The 18302-nt window shown below is 70.3% G+C and carries 15 protein-coding genes, 1 tRNA gene and 3 pseudogenes; 12 read left to right on the forward strand and 7 right to left on the reverse strand.

The annotated features are described in order from the left end of the window. Positions 1–188: 188 nt before the first annotated feature. Positions 189–1343 (reverse strand): Gfo/Idh/MocA family protein, encoded by a 1155-nt coding sequence (locus OHT57_RS41590; RefSeq protein WP_328752129.1) that lies wholly within the window; start codon positions 1341–1343, stop codon positions 189–191. 116 nt (positions 1344–1459) lie between these two features. On the opposite strand from OHT57_RS41590, the gene OHT57_RS41595 reads away from it, so the two are divergent. After that, entirely contained in the window at positions 1460–2464 is a 1005-nt protein-coding gene (locus OHT57_RS41595) for a LacI family DNA-binding transcriptional regulator (RefSeq protein ID WP_328753478.1), read from the forward strand. On the opposite strand, the gene OHT57_RS41600 is transcribed toward OHT57_RS41595, so the two are convergent. Further along, positions 2454–2798, reverse strand: a complete 345-nt coding sequence (locus OHT57_RS41600; RefSeq protein WP_328752130.1) for a cupin domain-containing protein — start codon at positions 2796–2798, stop codon at positions 2454–2456. The genes OHT57_RS41595 and OHT57_RS41600 overlap by 11 nt on opposite strands. A 124-nt stretch (positions 2799–2922) precedes the next feature. Between OHT57_RS41600 and OHT57_RS41605 the strand changes: the two genes are divergently transcribed. Continuing rightward, entirely contained in the window at positions 2923–3435 is a 513-nt protein-coding gene (locus OHT57_RS41605) for a hypothetical protein (protein ID WP_328753479.1), read from the forward strand. A 28-nt stretch (positions 3436–3463) separates the two neighbouring features. Here the strand turns inward: OHT57_RS41605 and OHT57_RS41610 are convergent. Then, a pseudogene (locus OHT57_RS41610) lies at positions 3464–3991 on the reverse strand (MFS transporter); the annotation flags it as partial. 14 nt (positions 3992–4005) lie between these two features. On the opposite strand from OHT57_RS41610, the pseudogene OHT57_RS41615 reads away from it, so the two are divergent. After that, positions 4006–4290, forward strand: a pseudogene (locus OHT57_RS41615) (MarR family winged helix-turn-helix transcriptional regulator); the annotation flags it as partial. 69 nt (positions 4291–4359) lie between these two features. Here the strand turns inward: OHT57_RS41615 and OHT57_RS41620 are convergent. Together OHT57_RS41620 and OHT57_RS41625 are read right to left on the reverse strand one after the other, a co-directional pair. After that, a complete protein-coding gene (locus OHT57_RS41620) occupies positions 4360–5298 on the reverse strand; it encodes an SDR family oxidoreductase (protein WP_328752131.1) in 939 nt (312 codons plus the stop codon). Positions 5299–5350: 52 nt separating this feature from the next. Continuing rightward, entirely contained in the window at positions 5351–5971 is a 621-nt protein-coding gene (locus tag OHT57_RS41625) for an NADPH-dependent F420 reductase (protein WP_328752132.1), read from the reverse strand. Positions 5972–6254: 283 nt separating this feature from the next. Here OHT57_RS41625 and OHT57_RS41630 point away from each other — a divergent pair, with 283 nt between their 5' ends. From OHT57_RS41630 to OHT57_RS41660, 7 genes are all read left to right on the forward strand, one after another. Beyond that, positions 6255–7178, forward strand: a complete 924-nt coding sequence (locus OHT57_RS41630) for a LysR family transcriptional regulator (RefSeq protein ID WP_328752133.1) — start codon at positions 6255–6257, stop codon at positions 7176–7178. Positions 7179–7662: 484 nt separating this feature from the next. Next, the gene (locus tag OHT57_RS41635; protein WP_328752134.1) at positions 7663–8313 is read left to right on the forward strand and encodes a GntR family transcriptional regulator; all 651 of its coding nucleotides are present in this window, start codon (positions 7663–7665) and stop codon (positions 8311–8313) included. Between the two features lie 48 nt (positions 8314–8361). Next, complete coding sequence (locus OHT57_RS41640) at positions 8362–9111, forward strand: PIG-L deacetylase family protein (RefSeq protein WP_328752135.1); 750 nt, start codon at positions 8362–8364, stop codon at positions 9109–9111. Positions 9112–9211: 100 nt separating this feature from the next. After that, positions 9212–9916 (forward strand): 4-carboxy-4-hydroxy-2-oxoadipate aldolase/oxaloacetate decarboxylase, encoded by a 705-nt coding sequence (locus tag OHT57_RS41645; RefSeq protein WP_328752136.1) that lies wholly within the window; start codon positions 9212–9214, stop codon positions 9914–9916. After that, on the forward strand, positions 9916–11004 hold the full coding sequence (locus OHT57_RS41650; RefSeq protein ID WP_328753480.1) for a 4-oxalomesaconate tautomerase: 1089 nt from the start codon (positions 9916–9918) through the stop codon (positions 11002–11004). Before OHT57_RS41645 ends, OHT57_RS41650 begins: the two co-directional genes overlap by 1 nt. Then, positions 11004–11954, forward strand: coding sequence for a VOC family protein (locus tag OHT57_RS41655; RefSeq protein WP_328752137.1), 951 nt, complete (start codon positions 11004–11006; stop codon positions 11952–11954). The genes OHT57_RS41650 and OHT57_RS41655 overlap by 1 nt, the downstream gene beginning before the upstream one ends. Positions 11955–12068: 114 nt before the next feature. Continuing rightward, positions 12069–13397 (forward strand): MFS transporter, encoded by a 1329-nt coding sequence (locus OHT57_RS41660; RefSeq protein ID WP_328752138.1) that lies wholly within the window; start codon positions 12069–12071, stop codon positions 13395–13397. Between the two features lie 281 nt (positions 13398–13678). Here OHT57_RS41660 and OHT57_RS41665 read toward each other — a convergent pair whose 3' ends face one another. Next, positions 13679–14608 carry an alpha/beta hydrolase fold domain-containing protein gene (locus OHT57_RS41665; protein ID WP_328752139.1) on the reverse strand — a complete coding sequence of 310 codons (930 nt, stop codon included), beginning with the start codon at positions 14606–14608 and terminating at the stop codon, positions 13679–13681. Positions 14609–14727: 119 nt separating this feature from the next. Here OHT57_RS41665 and OHT57_RS41670 point away from each other — a divergent pair. Continuing rightward, positions 14728–14982: pseudogene (locus tag OHT57_RS41670) on the forward strand (MFS transporter); the annotation flags it as partial. A 113-nt stretch (positions 14983–15095) separates the two neighbouring features. Further along, a tRNA-Pro gene (locus tag OHT57_RS41675) sits at positions 15096–15169 on the forward strand. A gap of 59 nt (positions 15170–15228) precedes the next feature. Here OHT57_RS41675 and OHT57_RS41680 read toward each other — a convergent pair. After that, complete coding sequence (locus OHT57_RS41680) at positions 15229–18189, reverse strand: GH59 galactosidase (RefSeq protein ID WP_328752140.1); 2961 nt, start codon at positions 18187–18189, stop codon at positions 15229–15231. Positions 18190–18302: the final 113 nt, after the last annotated feature.

The following is an 18302-nucleotide window of genomic DNA, read 5'->3' on the forward strand; positions in this document are numbered from 1 at the left end:
GCGGTGCAGTGGTGCGAGGCGACGGCGTCCGCCCGGGCACCGGTGGTCGCTTCCGGAGCGCCGGTGGCGTTCGTGACGGTCCCCGCTCGTGCCCCGCCGAAATTGCCGTCACCGCCCCGGCCTCGGCCGACGACACCGGCCCATGCGGCGACCGCACACAGCAGGCACCCGTCATCCCCGCCCGGACCTCATGCCGACACCTCCACCCACGAACGGCTCTCCGCGGACCGGGACATGGCGTCCAGTACGGCGGCGCTGTGCACGGCGTCCTGCAACGTGGCCCCGTACGACGTGTCCTCGGCGATCGACCGCAGGAAGCGGTACGCCTCCACGACCTTCAGGTCGTCGTAGCCCATGGCGTTGGCCGCGCCCGGTTGGAAGGCGCCGAACTCCCCGTCGCCCGGGCCGACATACGTGGTGCTGACCGGCTGGTCCTGGTAGGTCGTGCCGCGGCTGACACCCAGCTCGCCCATACGGCGGAAGTCCCAGAACACCGCGCCCTTCGTGCCGTGCACCTCGAAGCCGTAGTTGTTCTGCTCGCCGACCGAGACCCGGCAGGCCTCCAGGACGCCACGGGCGCCGGAGGCGAAGCGCAGCAGACAGTTGACGTAGTCCTCGTTCTCGACCGGTCCGAGCTCTCCGGTCGCGAGGGTGTGCCCTGCGGTGGCGCCGGTGGGGCGGGCGCGCTCCGGCAGGAAGATCGCGGTGTCGGCGGTCAGCGAGACGATGTCACCGAGCAGGAAACGGGCCAGGTCCGCGCCGTGCGAGGCGAGGTCGCCGAGCACTCCGCTGCCGCCGCGCTCACGCTCGTAGCGCCAGGTCAGGGCGCCCTGCGGGTGGGCCGCGTAGTCGCTGAACAGCCGGACGCGGACATGGGTGACCGTGCCGATCTCACCGGCGGCGATCAGCTCGCGGGCGGCCTCCACGGCGGGCGCGTTGCGGTAGTTGAAGCCGACCGCGCTGCGCACCCCCGTCGAGGCCACCGCGTCGGCGACCGCACGGGCGTCCGCGGCCGTCAGGCCCACCGGCTTCTCGATCCAGATGTGCTTGCCGGCCTCGGCCATCGCGACACCGATCTCGCGGTGCAGGAAGTTCGGGGCGGTGATGCTGACGGCCTGCACGCGCGGGTCGCTGACGATCTCGCGCCAGTCGCGGCTCGTCGAGGCGAACCCGAACCGGTCGGCGGCCTCCTCGGCCCGTCCCGGGACGTCCTCGGCGACGGTCACGAGCAGCGGACGCAGGGCGAGCCCGGGGTAGTGGTGCGGGACACGGGCGTAGGCCTGGGTGTGCACCCGTCCCATCCAGCCGAATCCGACGACGGCGATGCCCAGCGTGTCCACCATGACTGACAGCCCCTCTTTGGACCGGTCCATATTCTGTCCAGGTCACCTTGGGTGCCGTCTCCGCAAGCTGTCAACCCTTTGACAAGCCGCACCGGGCCATGGAACGGTCCATGCTCATGAGACCGCCGACGATCCGCGATGTGGCCGACCGGGCCGGTGTCTCGAAGTCACTGGTCTCCCTCGTCCTGAGGGGCTCCGACCAGGTGCGCCCGGAGAAGCGGGACGCCGTCCTGCGGGCCGTGCGCGAGCTCGGCTACCGCCCGAACGCCGCCGCCCGCAGCCTCAGCGAGCAGCGCACCCGCACGGTGGGCGTCCTCCTGAACGATCTGCGCAACCCCTGGTTCGTCGACCTGCTCGACGGTCTGAACTCCCTGCTCCACGACAACGGCCTGCGCATGCTCCTGGCCGACGCCCGCCTCAACCGCCGTACCGGGCAGGACCCGGCCGGTCCCTTCCTCGACCTCGGGGTGGACGGCCTGGTCGTGGTCGGCACCCTGCCCGACCCCGCCGCGCTCGGGGCGGTGGCCGAGCGCCTCCCGGTGGTGGTGGCGGGTGCGCGCGAACCGAGGCTGCCGGGCGTGGACGTCGTCGCCAACGACGACGAGCGCGGCGCCCGCCTGGTCACCGAGCACCTGATCGGCCTCGGCCACCGGCGCATCGCGCACATCGCGGGATACGGCGCGGTCGGCGAGCTGCGCCGGCGCAGCTTCGAGGCGACCATGGCGGCGCACGGCCTCGCGGGGGAGGCGCTCGTCGAGCCGAGCGACATGACCGAGGAGGGCGGCTACCGCACCACGGTCCGGCTGCTGAGCCGCCCCGGCCGGCCGACGGCCGTGTTCGCCTTCAACGACATCGCCGCCATCGGTGCGCTGTCGGCCGCCGAGGAACTGGGCCTGGGCGTCCCGCGCGACCTGTCCCTCGTCGGCTACGACAACACGAGCATCGCCCGGCTGCGCCACGTCTGGCTCACCACCGTGGACAACGCCAGCCACGAGGTCGGCCGCGGCGCGGCACGCTGTCTCCTGGACCGGTTCGAGGGGCGCGGGGGAGCGGGCCGTACGGATCTCGCCGCCCCGGCGCTGGAGATCCGGGGGACGACGGCGAGCCCGCTCACAGATTGATCGCGTACGCCTTCCGCAGTGTCTCGTGCACCGTCCACGTCGTACGGTCGCCCTCCCGCAGCACGGCCATGTCGCCGGGCCCCACCCGAAGCGTCGGGCCGCCGTCGACCTCGATGGTCGCCGAGCCGCTGACGACGACGAACAGCTCGTCCGCCTCAGTGTCGGTGACGACCCCGGGCGTGATCTGCCAGATGCCGCGGATCTGACGTCCGTCCTGCGACTCCCAGACCACCTTCCCGGTCACCTCGGGCGTCCCGGAGACGATCTGCTCCCGGGCGAGGGGCTCCGACTCGAGCTCGGCGTCGGGGATGTGGAGTACGAAGCTGTGGTCCATGGGGGCGACCCTAGCGGGGCCGTTCCCGACCCGTCCGTCGACAGTGTGCGGAGTGTCGGCGCAGGTGGGAGGACACTTCGTCGCGGACTGGCGGCGTGCCTCGGCCCGGGTGATCGTGGAGGGCATGGCGGACACCGAGCTTGCCGCGGCCCGGCCGCACCAGCACGACACCCGTGAGGCCGTCCTCTTCGGCGGCGTCTACGGCTCGGTCCTCGCCTGCTCCATGGTCGCGGCCCTCACCCAGTACGGGCACACCTCCCGCGGCAGCCGCCGCTACGACGCCCTCTGGCTGCTGGTGACCGCCCTCGCCTCCGCCCTCGCGCACGGCTACGCCCACTACATCGCCGACCGCGCCCCGCACCGCCGCTGGGACGCCCTGCGCACCCTCGCCGACGAGTGGCCCCTGGTCGCCGCGGTCCTGCCGACGGTCCTCCTGCTGGCCGGTGCCGGCTGGGGCTGGTGGCCGGCGAACGGCGTCGAGTACGCGGCCTTCGTCCTCAACATCACCCTCCTGTTCACCCTCGGCCTGGTCACGGCCCGCTGGTCGCACCGTCCGTGGGCCGTCGCGGTGGCCATCGGGGTGGTGGACGCGATGCTGGGAGTGGTGGTCGTGGTGGCGAACACCCTGATCAAGTAGGCGGACGGAGCCGCCGTCCGGCCCGGGCCTACGCCTTGGCGGTGACCTCCGCGGGCGCCGCCGGACCGTCGGCCGGAGCGCCCTGCGCCCCCCGCCGCTGACGGGGAATGAGGGTCGCGGCGAGGAAGGCGAGCAGCGCGGCCCCGGCGCCGATGGCCATGACGACCTTGAAGCCGTTCTCCGAGGGCAGTGCGACCCCGCCGAAGTCGGTGGTCATCTGGGCCAGGATCACGCCGGCGAGAGCACTGGCGAAGGAGGTGCCCAGGGACCGCATCAGGGTGTTGAGGCTGTTGGCGGCACCTGTCTGGGTGGGGTCCAGGGCACCCATGATCAGCGCGGGCAGCGCGCCGTAGGTGAAGCCGACTCCGGCGCCGATGATGCAGGAGACCAGGACGAGGTGCCAGACCTCGGACATCAGGACGATGTTCAGGCCGTAGCCGGCGGCGACGATCAGGGCGCCGATCATCAGGGTGACCTTGGGGCCCTTGGCCTTGGTGACGCCCGCGGAGACGGCGGACATGGCCATCATGACCAGGCCCTGCGGGGCCAGCAGCAGAGGCCTCCCACGTCACCCGCCAACTGCGGCAGCTGGAGCGGAGCGGGTACGTCGTGCGGATCGCGGACCCGGACGACCGCAGGGCCCAGCGCGTGCAGCTCACGGACGCGGGCCTCGCGGCGGTGGAGCGCATCCGGGAGGCGAGCCGCCGGGGCGTGGAACTGGCCCTGGCGGAGTGGACGCCCGAGGAACTGGAGCATCTCGCGGTGCTCTTCCGCCGGCTGGTCCACGACTTCCTCGCCCACACCGAGACCCCGCTCGACCTCCCCGCCCGGGCGCCCGCCGCGAGCCCCACGTGAAGTGGTCGAGCCCCGGACGCGAACGCCACCGGCGCACAGGAGGGCTCTTGGCGATTCGGATTCCTGCCGTCAACTGGCGGAGAAGTAGTGACCGTTGTCCAAGTCGGCGAGCAGGCCGGGGTGAGCGGGTTCCCAGCCGAGGGTCCGGCGGGTGATGAGGTGGGACGCCGGGTAGCTCTGCGTGACTATGTTCGCGAGGAACCCGAAGTATCCCGGCACCATCAGTACGTCCGCGGGAATGCTCACGACGGGCAGAGCCAGACGGCTGCCGATGGCCTCGGCGATCTCGCGGAACGGGATGGCCCCGTCCCCGACCGCGTGCCAATAGCTGCCGGCCGGCCCCTTCTCCAGCGCCAGGCGGAACAAGGAGGCGACATCGCGGGTGTGCACGGCGTTCCACAGGTTCGCACCGTCTCCGGGGTAGCCGACGACGCCCTTCTCCTTCGCGAGCGCGATCAGCGTGGGGAGGAAGCCGGTGCGGTCGGTGGTGCTGTGCGCGATGTTGGCGATCCGCACGACCGAAGACCGCACTCCCTGCTCGGCGAGGCCGACCACGGCGGTTTCCACGACGTTGCGAACCCGCAGGGTGCCCCGGTACTCGTCGCCGCCGGGAAGCGCCGGGTCCTCCTCGGTGACCGGCCGGCCCAGGTGCTGCCCGGGCGAGCCGATGCTCCCCGCTGCGACCAGCGGCTTTCCGGTTCCCGCCAGTGCCTCGCCGTACGCGAGCATGATCGGGAGCTCCGCGGCGGCCACGGCGTCGATCCCGCCGGAGGGAAGCAGGTCCTGCCGGTGCGCGACGTGGACGACGCCGTCGGATTCCGCGGCCGCCTCCTTGAGCCCGTCGAGATCATCGAGGGCGCCGCGGCGCACCTTCGCGCCGAGCGCGGACAGTGCCGCCGCGGCCGTGTCCGACCGGGCAAGGCCGGTGACCTCGTGCCCGGCGGCGATGAGCTCGGGGACGATGTACGAACCGGAATGGCCGGTCCCGCCAGTGACGAAAACGCGCATGCTGCTGGTCCTTGTGTTTGATGTGGCGGGAGAAGTGGTGGTGCGGGCGCGCTCAGGCAGAAGTGTTGACGGCGAGGGTGAAGTCGAAGCTCCCCACGCCATGGCGGCCCAGGCCGATCATCACCAGGCCCGTTCCCTCCAGCCAGCGCGCCATTTCCAGGGGGCCGGTGTCCAACGGCCGGAGCCCGAGGCTCGTGACGAATGCCGACACAGTGGCCTTGGCCTCGGCATCGTCGCCGGCGATGAGCACGTCCAAGGGGTTGCCCTGCGCCAGCATGTGACCGAAGACGGTGTTGAACGCCTTCACGATGTGCGCGCCGGCGGGGGCGGCCTTGGCGATCTCCTGCGCGCCGGAACTGCCGTCGGGCGTGACAAGGCCCTGGGAGTCGGGGGATACGGGGTTGGTGACGTCGATGATGATCTTTCCGCGCAGTGCGTCCCCGTACTCGCTGACCACCGCCGCAGCGCCGGCGTACGGCACGGCGAGGATGACGATGTCCCCGGCGGGGGCGGCGCCGGCCGTCCCGACAGTGGCGCCGCCGAGCGTGGCGGCCAATTCCTTGGCCCTGGCCGGGTCGCGGCCGATGATCTCGACGGCGTTGCCGCCGGCGAGCGCCCGGCCCGCCAGGGCGCCGGCCATGTTTCCCGGGCCGATAATGCTGATGCTGCTCATGGGTGTGCCTGCTTTCTGGAGCGGGACAAAACGCAATGCCCACCCCGTCGTTGCTGACGGGTGTGTCGTCGACGCGGTCGAATGACGCGATGGACAGCGCTCAATTCGGAATGTGCTCGTCCTGGGGCTGGGCCCTGCTTTCGCGTTCCGAAGTCGAATTCTTGTGGCGAATTCGTTTCGGCCCCTCGGGTACTTATTCAGGCTGTCATTGGACCGAGTGGGTGTCCAATACCTCTTTCAGTCGTGGTGATACCTTGGAGACATCACCGGGCCGGGAGGCGCCATGGATCTGGACCTGCGCAAACTGCGGTACTTCGTCGCCCTGGCCGACCAGTTGCACTTCGGCCGCGCCGCCGAAGAGCTGCACATCGCGCAGCCGGTGCTCAGCCGGCAGATCCGCGCGCTCGAACAGGATCTCGGCGCCTCGCTGTTCACCAGGGATCGCCACGGTGTGGCGCTGACCGACGCGGGCCGACAACTGCTGACCGACGCCGGTCCGCTGCTCGCCTCCGCGCACGCGGTCCGCCGCCGGGTGTCCGAGGCCGCCCGCGGCAGCCGTCGGCTGGTGGTCGGTTTCCGGGCCGGAATCCCGGTCATCCCGGCGGCGCAGGCGTTCGAGGACCGGCACCCTGACGTCGTCGTGGACGTGCAGCGCATCGAGTCGGACGACCAGGCCCCGATGCTGCTCGACGGCCGCATCGACATCGGCTATGTGCGGCTGCCCATCGACGAGGCGGGCCTGCGTGTCACCCCGCTGTACACCGAGCCGCGGGTGGCTGTGCTGCCCGCCGGCCACCGGTTGGCCGGCAAGGAGGAGGTCACCGAGGCCGACCTGGCCGGCGAACCGCTGGTCTGGCATGCCGACCCGGACACGCAGCCCACCAAGCGCCCGCACCCCAACGCCGGGTACCTGGTGCGCGGGGTGGACGAGACGCTCGAGCATGTCGCGGCCGGGCGGGGCGTCTCGTTCCTGGCCCGTTCGGCGACCGTGTTCTACTCACATCCGGACGTCGTGTATGTGCCCGTCCCGGATCTGGCGCCCGACCAGGTGTGCCTCGCGGTGGCGGCATCGCGGACCTCGCCGGTGGTCGATGACTTCCTCGCCGCGGCTCAGGCGACGGCCGAGATCACGGCGGAATGTGGGAACTACGAAATGTGGCAGATCGTAAGCGATGCCGTTTCGAAGCACGGTGAGCAATCCGGCTGACAATGGCAACGCCAGGGGGCTCGGGGGTGGCGGTGATGTCGGCGAACACTAAGGATTGACGACATCGTCGCTCGGCCACTTCCAGGACGATTGAGATCGTGATCTCGTCGAAGCCGGCAAAGGCATCAAAGGCATTTCCGATCAATTCCGCGGGACAATTCCACTCCCCAGTGGTGCCCGCTCTCGCCGAGCCACAGCAGCGCCGGTTCAAAGCGGTTCGACCCGTCCACCAACCGGCACGCGCCGTTCGCGCAGCACCGGCGCCGCCGACCGGGAGGACCCGGCGCTGATCCACGCCCGCCGGGGCTTCGGCCACCGAGCCGGCCACGGGGACGCCTGGGACGTACGACCGCCACCCCGTGCCTCGCGCGTATGTATCGACGTGCCCGACGGCAACCGTGTGCGCGATACGGCAGACAAAATTGTTGACAATCTTGTTTGGCTAGATTTAGGTTCGACAGGCACTCACTCAGGGAGGGCAACGATGCCGAAAGAAGCCCGTCCGAGCACCGGAGAGCAGGCCAAACAGCATGCGTTCGCGCAGCTGAGGCAGGCGATCCTGCACGGCGAGATGGCACCGGCACAGCGGCTGGTGGAGAACGAGCTCGCCGAGCAGTTCGGGGTGACACGGGCCAGTATCCGGGCCGCGCTCATCGATCTGGAGGCCCAGGGCCTCGTCGAGCGGATCCGCAACCGGGGTTCCCGGGTGCGGGTGGTGACCGTCGAGGAGGCGGTCGCCATCACCGAGTGCCGCATGGTCCTCGAAGGACTGTGCGCGGCCAAGGCGGCGACCCTGGCCAGTGACGAGCAGCTCGCCGAGCTGACCGAGCTGGGCACGGCGATGACCAAGGCCGTGGCCGACGGTGAGCCGATGACCTACTCCGAGCTCAACCAGGCCCTGCACGCCAGGGTGCGGGAGCTGTCCGGTCAGCAGACCGCGGTCGATCTGCTGGAGCGGCTGAACGCCCAACTGGTGCGGCACCGCTTCCAGTTGGCGCTGAGGCCGGGGCGCCCGCAGCACTCCCTGAACGAGCATCTGGCGATGATCGAGACGATCAGGTCCAGGGACCCGCAGGCGGCCGAGAAAGCCGTCCGCGCCCACCTCACCAGCGTGATCGAGGCGCTGCGCGACTGAGCCGCGCGAGGCGGGCGCACATCTGTCGACTCCAAGGAGATCCGAGTAATGACGCAGTCAGGCGCGCCCGCCGACCCACGTTCGACACTTGTCATCACCGCGCATGCCGGGGACTTCGTGTGGCGTGCCGGCGGTGCCATCGCCTTGTCCGCCGCCCGCGGTGAGAAGGTCACCATCGCCTGTCTGACCTTCGGCGAGCGCGGGGAGTCCGCAAAGGCCTGGCGCGAGGGCAGGAAACTCGACGAGATCAAGGCCATCCGCCGTGACGAGGCCGAGCGCGCCGCCGCCACCCTCGGCGCCGAGATCCTCTTCTTCGACGCCGGCGACTACCCCCTGGTCGCCACCGCCGAGCTGACCGACACAATCGTCGGGGTCTACCGGGCCACCCAGCCCGACGTCGTGCTCACCCACCCGGTCGAGGACCCGTACAACGGCGACCACCCGGCCGCCAACCGTATGGCCCTGGAGGCCCGTGTCCTGGCGCAGGCCATCGGTTACCCGGGCGAGGGCGAGATCATCGGTGCCCCGCCGGTCTTCTACTTCGAGCCCCACCAGCCCGAGATGAGCGGCTTCAGGCCCGAGGTCCTCCTCGACATCACCGAGGTCTGGGACACCAAGCGCAAGGCCATGGAGTGCCTCGGTGCCCAGCAGCACCTGTGGGACTACTACACCGACCTCGCCGTGCGCCGGGGCGTCCAGCTCAAGCGCAACGCGGGCCCGAACCTGGGCCTGGCGCACAAGACCATGGCTGAGGCGTACATGCGTCCCTACCCGCAGATCGCGAAGGAGCTGGCGTGAGCGAGCTGAGGTGCAGCGGAGGCCGGGGGTCCGCGGAGCGAAGCGGAGTGGGCACCCGGTCGCAGCGGAGCCGAAGCGGAGCTCCGCAGAAGGAGGAAGCATGAGCGGCGTGATCGTCACCAACCCGCCGAAGGCGCAGCTGAAGGACGTCGACGCGCTGGCGCGGTACGGCGTGGCCACCGTCAGTGAGGCGATGGGCCGAACGGGCCTGCTGGGCCCGGACGTTCGCCCGGTCCAGCAGGGCGTACGCGTCGCCGGAACGGCCGTCACCGTGATCGGCTGGCCCGGCGACAACCTCATGATCCACGCGGCCGTCGAGCAGTGCGGCGAGGGCGACATCCTGGTCGTCACCACCACCTCTCCGTGCACGGACGGCCTGTTCGGCGAACTGTTCGCGACGGCCCTCAAGCAGCGCGGGGTGCGTGGTGTCGTCACCAGCACCGGTGTCCGCGACACCCAGGAACTGCGCGACATGGGCTTCGCCGCCTGGTCCCGTGCGGTCTCCTCGCAGGGCACGGTCAAGGCCACGGGCGGCTCGGTCAACGTGCCGATCGCCATCGACGGTCAGGTGATCAACCCGGGAGACGTGATCCTCGCCGACGACGACGGTGTCGTGGTCGTCCCGCGTGAGCGGGCCCGGGAGACGGTGGAGAGGTCCGAGGCCCGTGAGGCCAAGGAGGCGGCCACCCGCGCCGCCTTCATCGGGGGCCAACTCGGCCTGGACCGCTACGGGTTGCGGGAGACCCTGACGCGACTCGGCGTGGAGTACCGGACGTTCGAGGAGTACCGGGGAGAGCGGCCGTGATCCCGCAGCCCGAGGAGGTGCCCTGTCTGCTGATGCGGGGCGGCACCTCCAAGGGTGCCTACTTCCTCGCCACCGACCTTCCTGCCGAACCCGCCCTGCGCGACGACCTGTTGCTGCGGATCATGGGCAGCCCGGACGAGCGGCAGATCGACGGACTGGGCGGCGCGCACCCGCTCACCAGCAAGGTCGCCGTGATCTCGGCGTCCACCGATCCCGCGGCCGACGTCGACTACCTGTTCCTCCAAGTCATGGTGGACCGGCCCGAGGTGAGTGACCGTCAGAACTGCGGGAACATCCTCGCCGGTGTCGGTCCTTTCGCCGTCGAGCGCGGACTCGTCCCGGCGGGGGAGCAGGAGACCTCCGTGCGGATCCGCATGGTCAACTCCGGCGACCACGCCACGGCGACCTTCCCGACTCCCGGCGGCCGGGTGGACTACACGGGGGAGGCCGGGATCTCGGGCGTGCTCGGGACGGCCGCACCCGTGGTGATCGAGTTCCCGCCGGGCGCGGGGGAGTTGCTGCCCACCGCCAACGCCGTCGACGTCATCGACGGTGTCGAGGTGACCTGTGTGAACAACGGAATGCCGACCGTCCTCATGGCGGCCACCGCGCTCAAGGTCACCGGCTACGAGCGGCCCCGGGACCTGGAGGAGGACGTGGCCCTGGCCGATCGCCTGCGCACCATCCGTCTGGAGGCGGGCCGCCTGATGGGCCTCGGTGACGTGTCCGACGCCACCGTCCCCAAGCTCACGCTGCTCGCCCCGCCCCGCGACGGGGGCGCGGTCAGCACCCGCACCTTCATCCCGGTGCGCTGTCACACCTCCATCGGTGTCCTGGGCGCGGCCGGCGTGGCCGCGGGCCTGCGGATCGACGGCGGTGTGGGCGCCCGGCTCGCGGTGCTCGATGCCGCGAGCGACCGCATCCGCATCGAGCATCCCACCGGATTCCTGGACATCGAAAGCACCCTCGGGACCACTCCCGGCGGCCTGCCCTGCCCCCGCCGGACCGCCGTGGTCCGTACCGCCCGCAAGATCTTCGACGGCACTGTCTTCCCCAGGGCCGTCGCCCCCCTCACAGGAGGTCGCTGATGACCCCGCCGCTCGGCGACATCGCCCACATCGGTCACACCCAGCTCTTCACCCCGGACCTGGACGCCAGCGTCGCGTTCTTCACCGACTTCCTGGGACTCACCGTCAACGGCCAGGACGGTGACACCGTCTATCTGCGGACCTACGACGACTACGAGCACCACAGCCTGGTCCTCACCGCCCGCGAGCGGCCCGGCCTCGGCCGGCTCGCCCTGCGCACCTCCAGCGAGGAGGCCCTGCACCGCCGTATCAGGGCGAACGAGGACGCGGGCGGCACCGGCACCTGGGTCGAGGACGAACCAGGCCTCGGCAAGCTCTACGTCACCCGCGACCCGGACGGCCACGAGCACGCCCTGTACTGGGAGAGCGAGTACTTCCGCTGTCCCGACGAGCTGCGGCCCGCGCTGAAGAACCAGCCGCAGGCCAAGCCCAACAGGGGGGTGGGCGTGCGGCGCTTGGACCACATCAACTTCCTCGCCGCCGACGTGCTCGCCAACGCCGAGTTCCAGCAGGGTGTCCTCGGCGCCCGGCCCACCGAGCAGATCCGGCTGGACAGCGGGAAGGTCGCGGCGCGCTGGCTGACGTACACGAACAAGTCGTACGACGTCGTCTACACCTCGGACTGGACCGGCAGCGAGGGCCGGCTGCACCACATCGCCTTCGCGACCGACACCCGTGAGGACATCCTGCGTGCGGCCGATCTCGCCATCGACACGGGCGTGTTCATCGAGACGGGCCCGCACAAGCACGCCATCCAGCAGACGTTCTTCCTGTACGTCTACGAGCCCGGCGGCAACCGGATCGAGCTGTGCAACCCGCTCACCCGGCTGGTGCTGGCGCCCGACTGGCCGCTGGTCACCTGGACCGAGGAAGAGCGCAAGAAGGGGCAGGCCTGGGGCTTGCAGACCATCGCGTCGTTCCATACGCACGGGACGCCACCGGTGGCTTGAGCTGCGCGTTCGCGAGCCACTCCTGGATTGTCGATGAGATTGTTGACAAAAGCGTTGACATCCTGGGGGTGGCTCCTTAGCGTCTGGCGCACCAAGCACGAGAGGTAACCGACGATGTCTTCCTCCCCCTCCCCGCCGACCGCTCGCAGCAGCAGACTGGCCCTCCTGGTCATAGGCCTGTGCTGGCTGGCGGTGCTGTTCGACGGTCTCGACATGTTCATCTACGGCTCGGTGCTGCCGCACCTGCTGGAGACCAGGACCTTCGGCCTCACCCCCGACACCGCCGGTGACCTCGGCAGCTACGCCACCTTCGGCATGCTGGTCGGCGCGCTGACCGCCGGCACGATCGCCGACCGGGTCGGCCGCAAGAAGCTGATGGTCGCCGGCGTGATCCTCTTCTCGCTGGCCTCCGGCCTGTGCGCGCTGGCCGGCAGCGTCGAGGTGTTCGGCCTCGGCCGGACCCTGGCGGGCGTCGGCCTCGGCGGCCTGCTGCCCACCGCGATCAGCATGGTCTGCGACTACGCCCCGCGCGGCCGCGGCGCCATCGTCATCGGCCTGCTGATGACCGCTCACCACGCGGGCGGCATCCTCTCCGCCTATGTCGCCAAGTGGCTCATCGACCCGGTCGGCTGGCGCGCGGCGTTCTGGGTCTGCGTGCTCCCGCTGCTCTTCGCCCCGCTGCTCGCCAAGTTCCTGCCCGAGTCGCTGAGTTTCCTGGTCGCCAAGGGCCGCGGCGCGCAGGCCGCGACGCTCGCCGAGCGGTACGACGTCGATCTGCCCGCAGCGGCAGCCAGGAAGACCGCCGCCGACCGCTGGGACGCCCTGCTCAACCTTTTCCGCGCCGGCGAGTGGGTCCAGACCCTGCTGTACTGGTGCGCCTCCTTCGGTGGCCTGCTCCTCGTCTACGGCGTCGCCACCTGGCTGCCCACCCTGATGCGCGCCGAGGGCTACGCGCTCGGTGACGCCCTGTCCTTCGTGGTCGTCTTCAACCTGGGCGGCATCGTGGGCATGCTGGTCGCGGGCCGGGCCGCCGACCGGTTCGGCGCCCCGCGCATCTCGGCCCTGTGGTTCGCGCTGACCGCTGCCGGAGTCTTCCTGCTCAGCGTCCACATGGCGCAGACCGTGACCATGATCGTCGTCTTCCTCACGGGTGTCTTCCTCAACAGCGCCCAGACGATGATCTACGCGACCGTCTCGATCCGCTCCACCCCGGACAACCGCGCCACCAGCGTCGGCTGGACCTCGGGCATGGGCCGCTTCGGCGCCGTCTTCGGCCCGTGGCTCGGCGGGCAGCTCCTCGCCTCGGGCAATGGCGACCGGGGCTTCACCGCGTTCGCCGTCGCCGGCCTGTCGTCCATGGTCTTCATCGGCATCGCCGCCCTGCGCAGCTCCAGGCAGGAGGCGCCGAGCGACAGCGGGCAGAGCCTGGTGGGCGCCCACTGACCTGCCGGGGACGAGGCCGAACGCCGGTCGCCGCGAGGACGCGGGAGCCGGCGTTCGGCTTGGAGCGCAACGGTGCAGGGGTTACGCGGTGACCGGCAGGGCCCTCCCTGTGCACTTGAGGAGTGCGGGCGGGCAGGTAGCTGCCGTCCCCGGAGGGACCGGACCGGCCGAACCGGGGTGCCGGCGATCCCGATGCCGGCTTTTCAGCCGCGTGGGGAACCGCATGACCAGCCCCCGCGAACCGGATCCACGCCCGCGCCCGGCCACAGGGCCCCGAGCGCTCAGCCCGTGCTCTCCCGAATCCGGCGGGCGATCAGCGCGTAGGAGACCCGGGCCTTTTCGTCGTCGCCGCCGTCATAGCCGTGGTCGGCGTCGGGAACGTCGAAGTACTCCACCAGCGCCCCCACCGCCGCGAGCCGCTCGGCATACCGGGCCCCCTCCGCGCGCAGCAGATCGTGCGCCGCGGTGATCACCAGCGCCGGCGCGATCCCTGTGAGGTCCGCCGTGTCCGAGACATGCGCCGGCGACACCAGCCGGTCACCGCGCAGCCGCGCGTCCGGTACGTACGACGAGTCGAAGACGTCCGCCATCCAGGGCCGCAGCATGGGCTTCGCGATGGCCGCCTTCTTTTCCCGCGCCCCCGTGGCCAGGTCCAGCGGCGGATAGTGCAGCACCTGAAGCGCGAGGGCGGGGCCGCCCTCCTCCAGGGACTGCCGGGCGGCCGCCGCCGCGAGCCCGCCGCCCGCGCTCTGTCCGCCCACGGTGAGCCGGTCGCCGTCCCAGCCCTGCTCCCCACTGTGTTCGGCGACCCAGCGCACCACCTCGTAGGCCTGCCGGGGCGGCCCGGGGAAGGGGTGCTGGGGAGCGACGACGTACTTCACGTTGACGACCACGACGCCCGCCTCGGCGGCCAGGTAACGGCACAGTCCGTCGTCGATCTCCGGCATCGACATGACGTATCCGCCGCCATGGAAGTTGACGTGGACGGGCGGAGCGACGGTGCCGGGCGCGGGCGCGTACACCGTCACGGGGGCCGGGGCCACCGACGTCGGAACCGTCAGCTCCCGGGTGTCGCGCGGGAACTCCGGGAAGCGGGCGAGGAGGTCGCCCGTCGAGCCGGGTCCGTGCGCGCGGCGGCTCGCGAGAGAGGTGGCGCGCTGCATCGTCTTGGCGGCGAGGGAGGCCACCGCGGGCCTGGCCAGGAAGGACATGCGGCCGAACTTACTTGGGTCAGGCAAGAGGGGGCCAGGGCGGTCCTGCCTGGTGAGATTCAGCGGGAGGCGCGTACTCCGTCGAGGGCGATGGACAGGACCCGGACGCGCTGCGCGTCGTCGTCGCGGGCCTGTTCGGCCTCGGCATCGGACTCGCCTTCTCCTCCATGGCCAACCTGATCGTGGGCAGCGTGCCGGCCGCCCGGACCGGCGCCGCGACCGGCATGAACGCCAAGATCCGCACCATCGGCGACTCCATCGGCGCGGCCGTCACCAGCGTCCTGGTCACCGGTCACCTGCAGCCCTCGGGTCTGCCGTACGAGTCCGGAGACACGCACGGCTTCACCGTCCTTGCCGTGCTGTGCCTGGCCGCGGACGTCCGCGAGACCGTCACCACCGGGAGCTGACCTCGGCCAGTCGGTCCGGCCGCGCGTGTGAGGTAGGGTTTAGCTGCGCGATCACACGGAGTACCCGTGGGGAACGCGACCGGGACGTGGCGCAGCTTGGTAGCGCACTTGACTGGGGGTCAAGGGGTCGCAGGTTCAAATCCTGTCGTCCCGACTTGCATACGTGCAGGTGAGAGGCTGTTTCGAGGGGACTCGAAACAGCCTCTCGGTCGTTCAGGCCGCCGTGCGCACCAACCCTCGGTACGCCGTGTCAAGCCTGCCGGTGATCTGCTCGACTCCGATGACGTCAAGGCCCTTCTGGCCGGTCACGGCAGTCCTGGCGGCCGAGCGCGCGGCTGCGAACACAGCCCATGAGTCGGCCGTGTAGTCGTCCTGCGACGGGCTGCCGATCGCCTTCAGTGCGGCACGGACCGGGGTCGTGTCGACCCGTCCGTCCACGTCGCCGGACAGCGCGGTGAACCCGTCGAGCACGATCTTCCCGGACTTCAGGGTGAACGTCGCCGTGTGCCGTCCCTCGCGCAGACCGCGCAGTGCGTACGTGGCCTGGCGCTTGTCGGTGGCGGTTGTCCTCGCGTCCCGGGCGACCGGCCTGCCGTCGATGTCGACGTCGAGGACGGCGCTGCCGTCGTTGCCGCCGATCACGTCGATGCCCGTGCCGGAGAACGGGACGGTGACGGTCGCGCCGGCCGTGGTGCTGGTCGACGTCGAGCGGTACCAGTTCATCGCGTCACCGAGGGCGGCGTTCCGGCTCCACGTGCCGTCGTACCGGACGGTGCCGTCCATGTTGTCGGTCAGCGTGGTGGCGTACGGGGTGTATCCGGCGACCTTCTCGACCAACAGGTTGTCGAACGCGGTCCGGTGGAAGTCGGTGCCGAGTTTGACGCGGCCCTCGGTCGCGGGCGTCGGGTCCTGGTAGACGGCGACGGACTGCCCGTCGACGTACGCGGTGACGGTCGCGCCCCTGGCCTCGACGGCGAGACGGTAGCCGTCGGCCGCGGCGACCGTGCCGGTCCGGATCGCCGTGCCGTACTCGTAGAAGGTCCAGGTCCCGGACGGGCCGATCCCGATGCTGTACGCGGCGTCCGTCGCCGCCATGCCCTTCTGCTGGCGTACGCCCAGGGTGGCGAGGCCGCCGGCCGGGTCCGGGAAGGAGACGTCGACGGAGGCCCGGTAGTTCTCCCAGCGGAAGTCCCCGACCGTGGTGTTGGGGGTGTTCCGGTTCCAGGCGCCGGTGTCCTTCATGGACTGGTCCAGGTACTGGTACAGCACGTTGTCGCCGCTCGCGTCCTTGCCGACCTCCCAGGCGCCGGTCTGGTCGACCAGGTAACGGGGCTGGTTGCCACGGGACTTGAGGTACGACTGGGACACCTTGTGCGCCCCGTTGTCCGTGCCGACCTGGACCCGGCCCTCCTCCTCGTACCCGAAGTCGTCGGCGTACAGGACGTCGTCGTGGGTGTCGTGCCTCTTGCCGGTCGCGTCGGTGTCGAGCACCGTGCGGGCCCCGGACCCGGGCAGTCGCTGTGCGGTCGCCTTGTCGCGGCTGCGGTCGAGGGTGGTGAACGTGACGATCGAGCGCGGCTGGACGGTGTAGGTGTAGTAGCCGTCGGCGTCGGGACGGATCTCGGCGGCGAGATGCTTGAAGTTCGCGTCGTACGCCTGGCCGGGGTCGGCCGCGCGGGTCTCCCAGACCTCCATGGTGGGATCGCCGCCCAGGTCCATGTTCTCGGCCTTGATGCGGTAACTCTTCGTCCGGTCGCTGTCGTTGACGGCGATCGTGGAGAAGTCCTTCTTCTTCGGGTCGGCGAGCGTCATGTAACTGGGCGCGCCGTTCGAGCCGTCGACGTTCTCGGTGCCGCTCACACCGCTGTAGCTCGCCTCGGGCACGGTGCGCCAGATGCCGGCCGTGTTGGTGTCGTTCTCCCAGCCGGTCTTCGCGAACTGGGTGAAGTGCTGCATCACGTACACCGCGGCGTCGTAGTGGATGTTCCCGGACCACGGGTCGCGGGCGCTGACCAGTTCCTTGTGGCTGTACTGGGCGCCCTCGTAGAAGGCTCCGATCGCCGGCTGGAAGATGTAGTGCGTCCGCTTGGAGTTGGCGTAGCTCTTCACGGAGCGGTTGGCGATGTCGAGCGCGCTCTGCACACCGCCGATCCCGGTGCTCGTGCCGCCCGGCCCCTCGGTGTTGGCCACCCGGTAGTCCGTCCAGCCGAAGGAGCCGACGCCCTCGCTGTACCAGACCTCCTTGTCCTGGCCGCCGGCGTTGTCGCCGGTCGCCAGCTTCGTGTAGGGCCGGTACGTGGAACTGGTGGGGGCGCCGTCGAGCCGGTCGTCGGTGGTGTAGTGGTAGCCCACCGCGTCGACCGTGCCGAAGAGTTCGGTGTCCGTGAGCATCGCGGGGCCGATGTTCTTCGTGGTGTTCTCGTCCGAGGCGACGATCTTGATGTCGTGGTACGCCTTCGCGGCGTCCTTCTGCTGAGCGGGCGTCAGACCGTAGCGGGGGTCGGCGAAGTCGGTGTCGTTCGTCAGCGCGTTCTTGTACCACTTGACGAAGGAGATGTCCGGTTTCGTGGTCTCGTTCGTGTCCGGATTGACGTAGTCGACCATGTACCCGTACTTCTCGTACGCGTCGAGGATCGTCTCCTTGTACCACTTGTACATCTCGTCGGTGCCGGTGCCCTTGTTCCACTCGGTCTGGACCCACTGGGGCATGACCCAGCGCAGGATCGAGACCTTGAGCTTCGGGTTCACCGTCTTGGCATCCGCGGCCAGTTGGAAGCCCGGGGAGCGGGATGCGTCGGCGAGTTCGTCCGCCGTGCGCATGGTCGCCGGATCGGAACCGGTCGAGGTGTTCGTGTCCGAACCCATCTCGATCTTGACGTGGTTGATGAGCGGGTTCCTCCCGCCGAACAGCACTCTGACGAGCTGCCAGTAGCGGCCCGGGTGCTCCGCCTTGTAGTCCATCAGCAGATTGCTCGTGCTGTTGCAGCTGAGCAGGCCGAGGCCCTTGTAGGTGAGGCCGTTCACGTTGTCGGCGCGTACGTCGTTCCCGTCGACCACGACCTGCACGGGGTCGTCCGCCGAGTGGGCGGCCGGCGCCGTGACCACTCCCGCCGCCAGTGCCATCGTCGTCGCCGCGGCGAGGGACGCCCAGCCGAGTCTTCGCTGCATACCCATTCGGGGGACCGTAGGTGGCAAGCGCTTTCTAGGTCAATCCCCTTGCGTCACCCAAGAGTTGCCGCTTCCCGGGGGCCGTCGTCCGCCGGAAAACACGTGGACTGCGAAGTGCC

This window comes from Streptomyces sp. NBC_00285 (assembly GCF_036174265.1).
In the GTDB taxonomy this organism is placed as follows: Bacteria; Actinomycetota; Actinomycetes; order Streptomycetales; family Streptomycetaceae; genus Streptomyces.

Bases quoted from the DNA above. Each gene is read 5' to 3' on its own strand.
- OHT57_RS41645 (WP_328752136.1), top strand. From the start codon at position 9,212: ATGAGCGGCGTGATCGTCACCAACCCGCCGAAGGCGCAGCTGAAGGAC.
- OHT57_RS41630 (WP_328752133.1), top strand. From the start codon at position 6,255: ATGGATCTGGACCTGCGCAAACTGCGGTACTTCGTCGCCCTGGCCGAC.
- OHT57_RS41635 (WP_328752134.1), top strand. From the start codon at position 7,663: ATGCCGAAAGAAGCCCGTCCGAGCACCGGAGAGCAGGCCAAACAGCAT.
- OHT57_RS41655 (WP_328752137.1), top strand. From the start codon at position 11,004: ATGACCCCGCCGCTCGGCGACATCGCCCACATCGGTCACACCCAGCTC.
- OHT57_RS41625 (WP_328752132.1), bottom strand. From the start codon at position 5,971: ATGAGCAGCATCAGCATTATCGGCCCGGGAAACATGGCCGGCGCCCTG.
- OHT57_RS41660 (WP_328752138.1), top strand. From the start codon at position 12,069: ATGTCTTCCTCCCCCTCCCCGCCGACCGCTCGCAGCAGCAGACTGGCC.
- OHT57_RS41620 (WP_328752131.1), bottom strand. From the start codon at position 5,298: ATGCGCGTTTTCGTCACTGGCGGGACCGGCCATTCCGGTTCGTACATC.
- OHT57_RS41600 (WP_328752130.1), bottom strand. From the start codon at position 2,798: ATGGACCACAGCTTCGTACTCCACATCCCCGACGCCGAGCTCGAGTCG.
- OHT57_RS41680 (WP_328752140.1), bottom strand. From the start codon at position 18,189: ATGGGTATGCAGCGAAGACTCGGCTGGGCGTCCCTCGCCGCGGCGACG.
- OHT57_RS41640 (WP_328752135.1), top strand. From the start codon at position 8,362: ATGACGCAGTCAGGCGCGCCCGCCGACCCACGTTCGACACTTGTCATC.
- OHT57_RS41665 (WP_328752139.1), bottom strand. From the start codon at position 14,608: ATGTCCTTCCTGGCCAGGCCCGCGGTGGCCTCCCTCGCCGCCAAGACG.
- OHT57_RS41605 (WP_328753479.1), top strand. From the start codon at position 2,923: ATGGCGGACACCGAGCTTGCCGCGGCCCGGCCGCACCAGCACGACACC.
- OHT57_RS41590 (WP_328752129.1), bottom strand. From the start codon at position 1,343: ATGGTGGACACGCTGGGCATCGCCGTCGTCGGATTCGGCTGGATGGGA.
- OHT57_RS41595 (WP_328753478.1), top strand. From the start codon at position 1,460: ATGAGACCGCCGACGATCCGCGATGTGGCCGACCGGGCCGGTGTCTCG.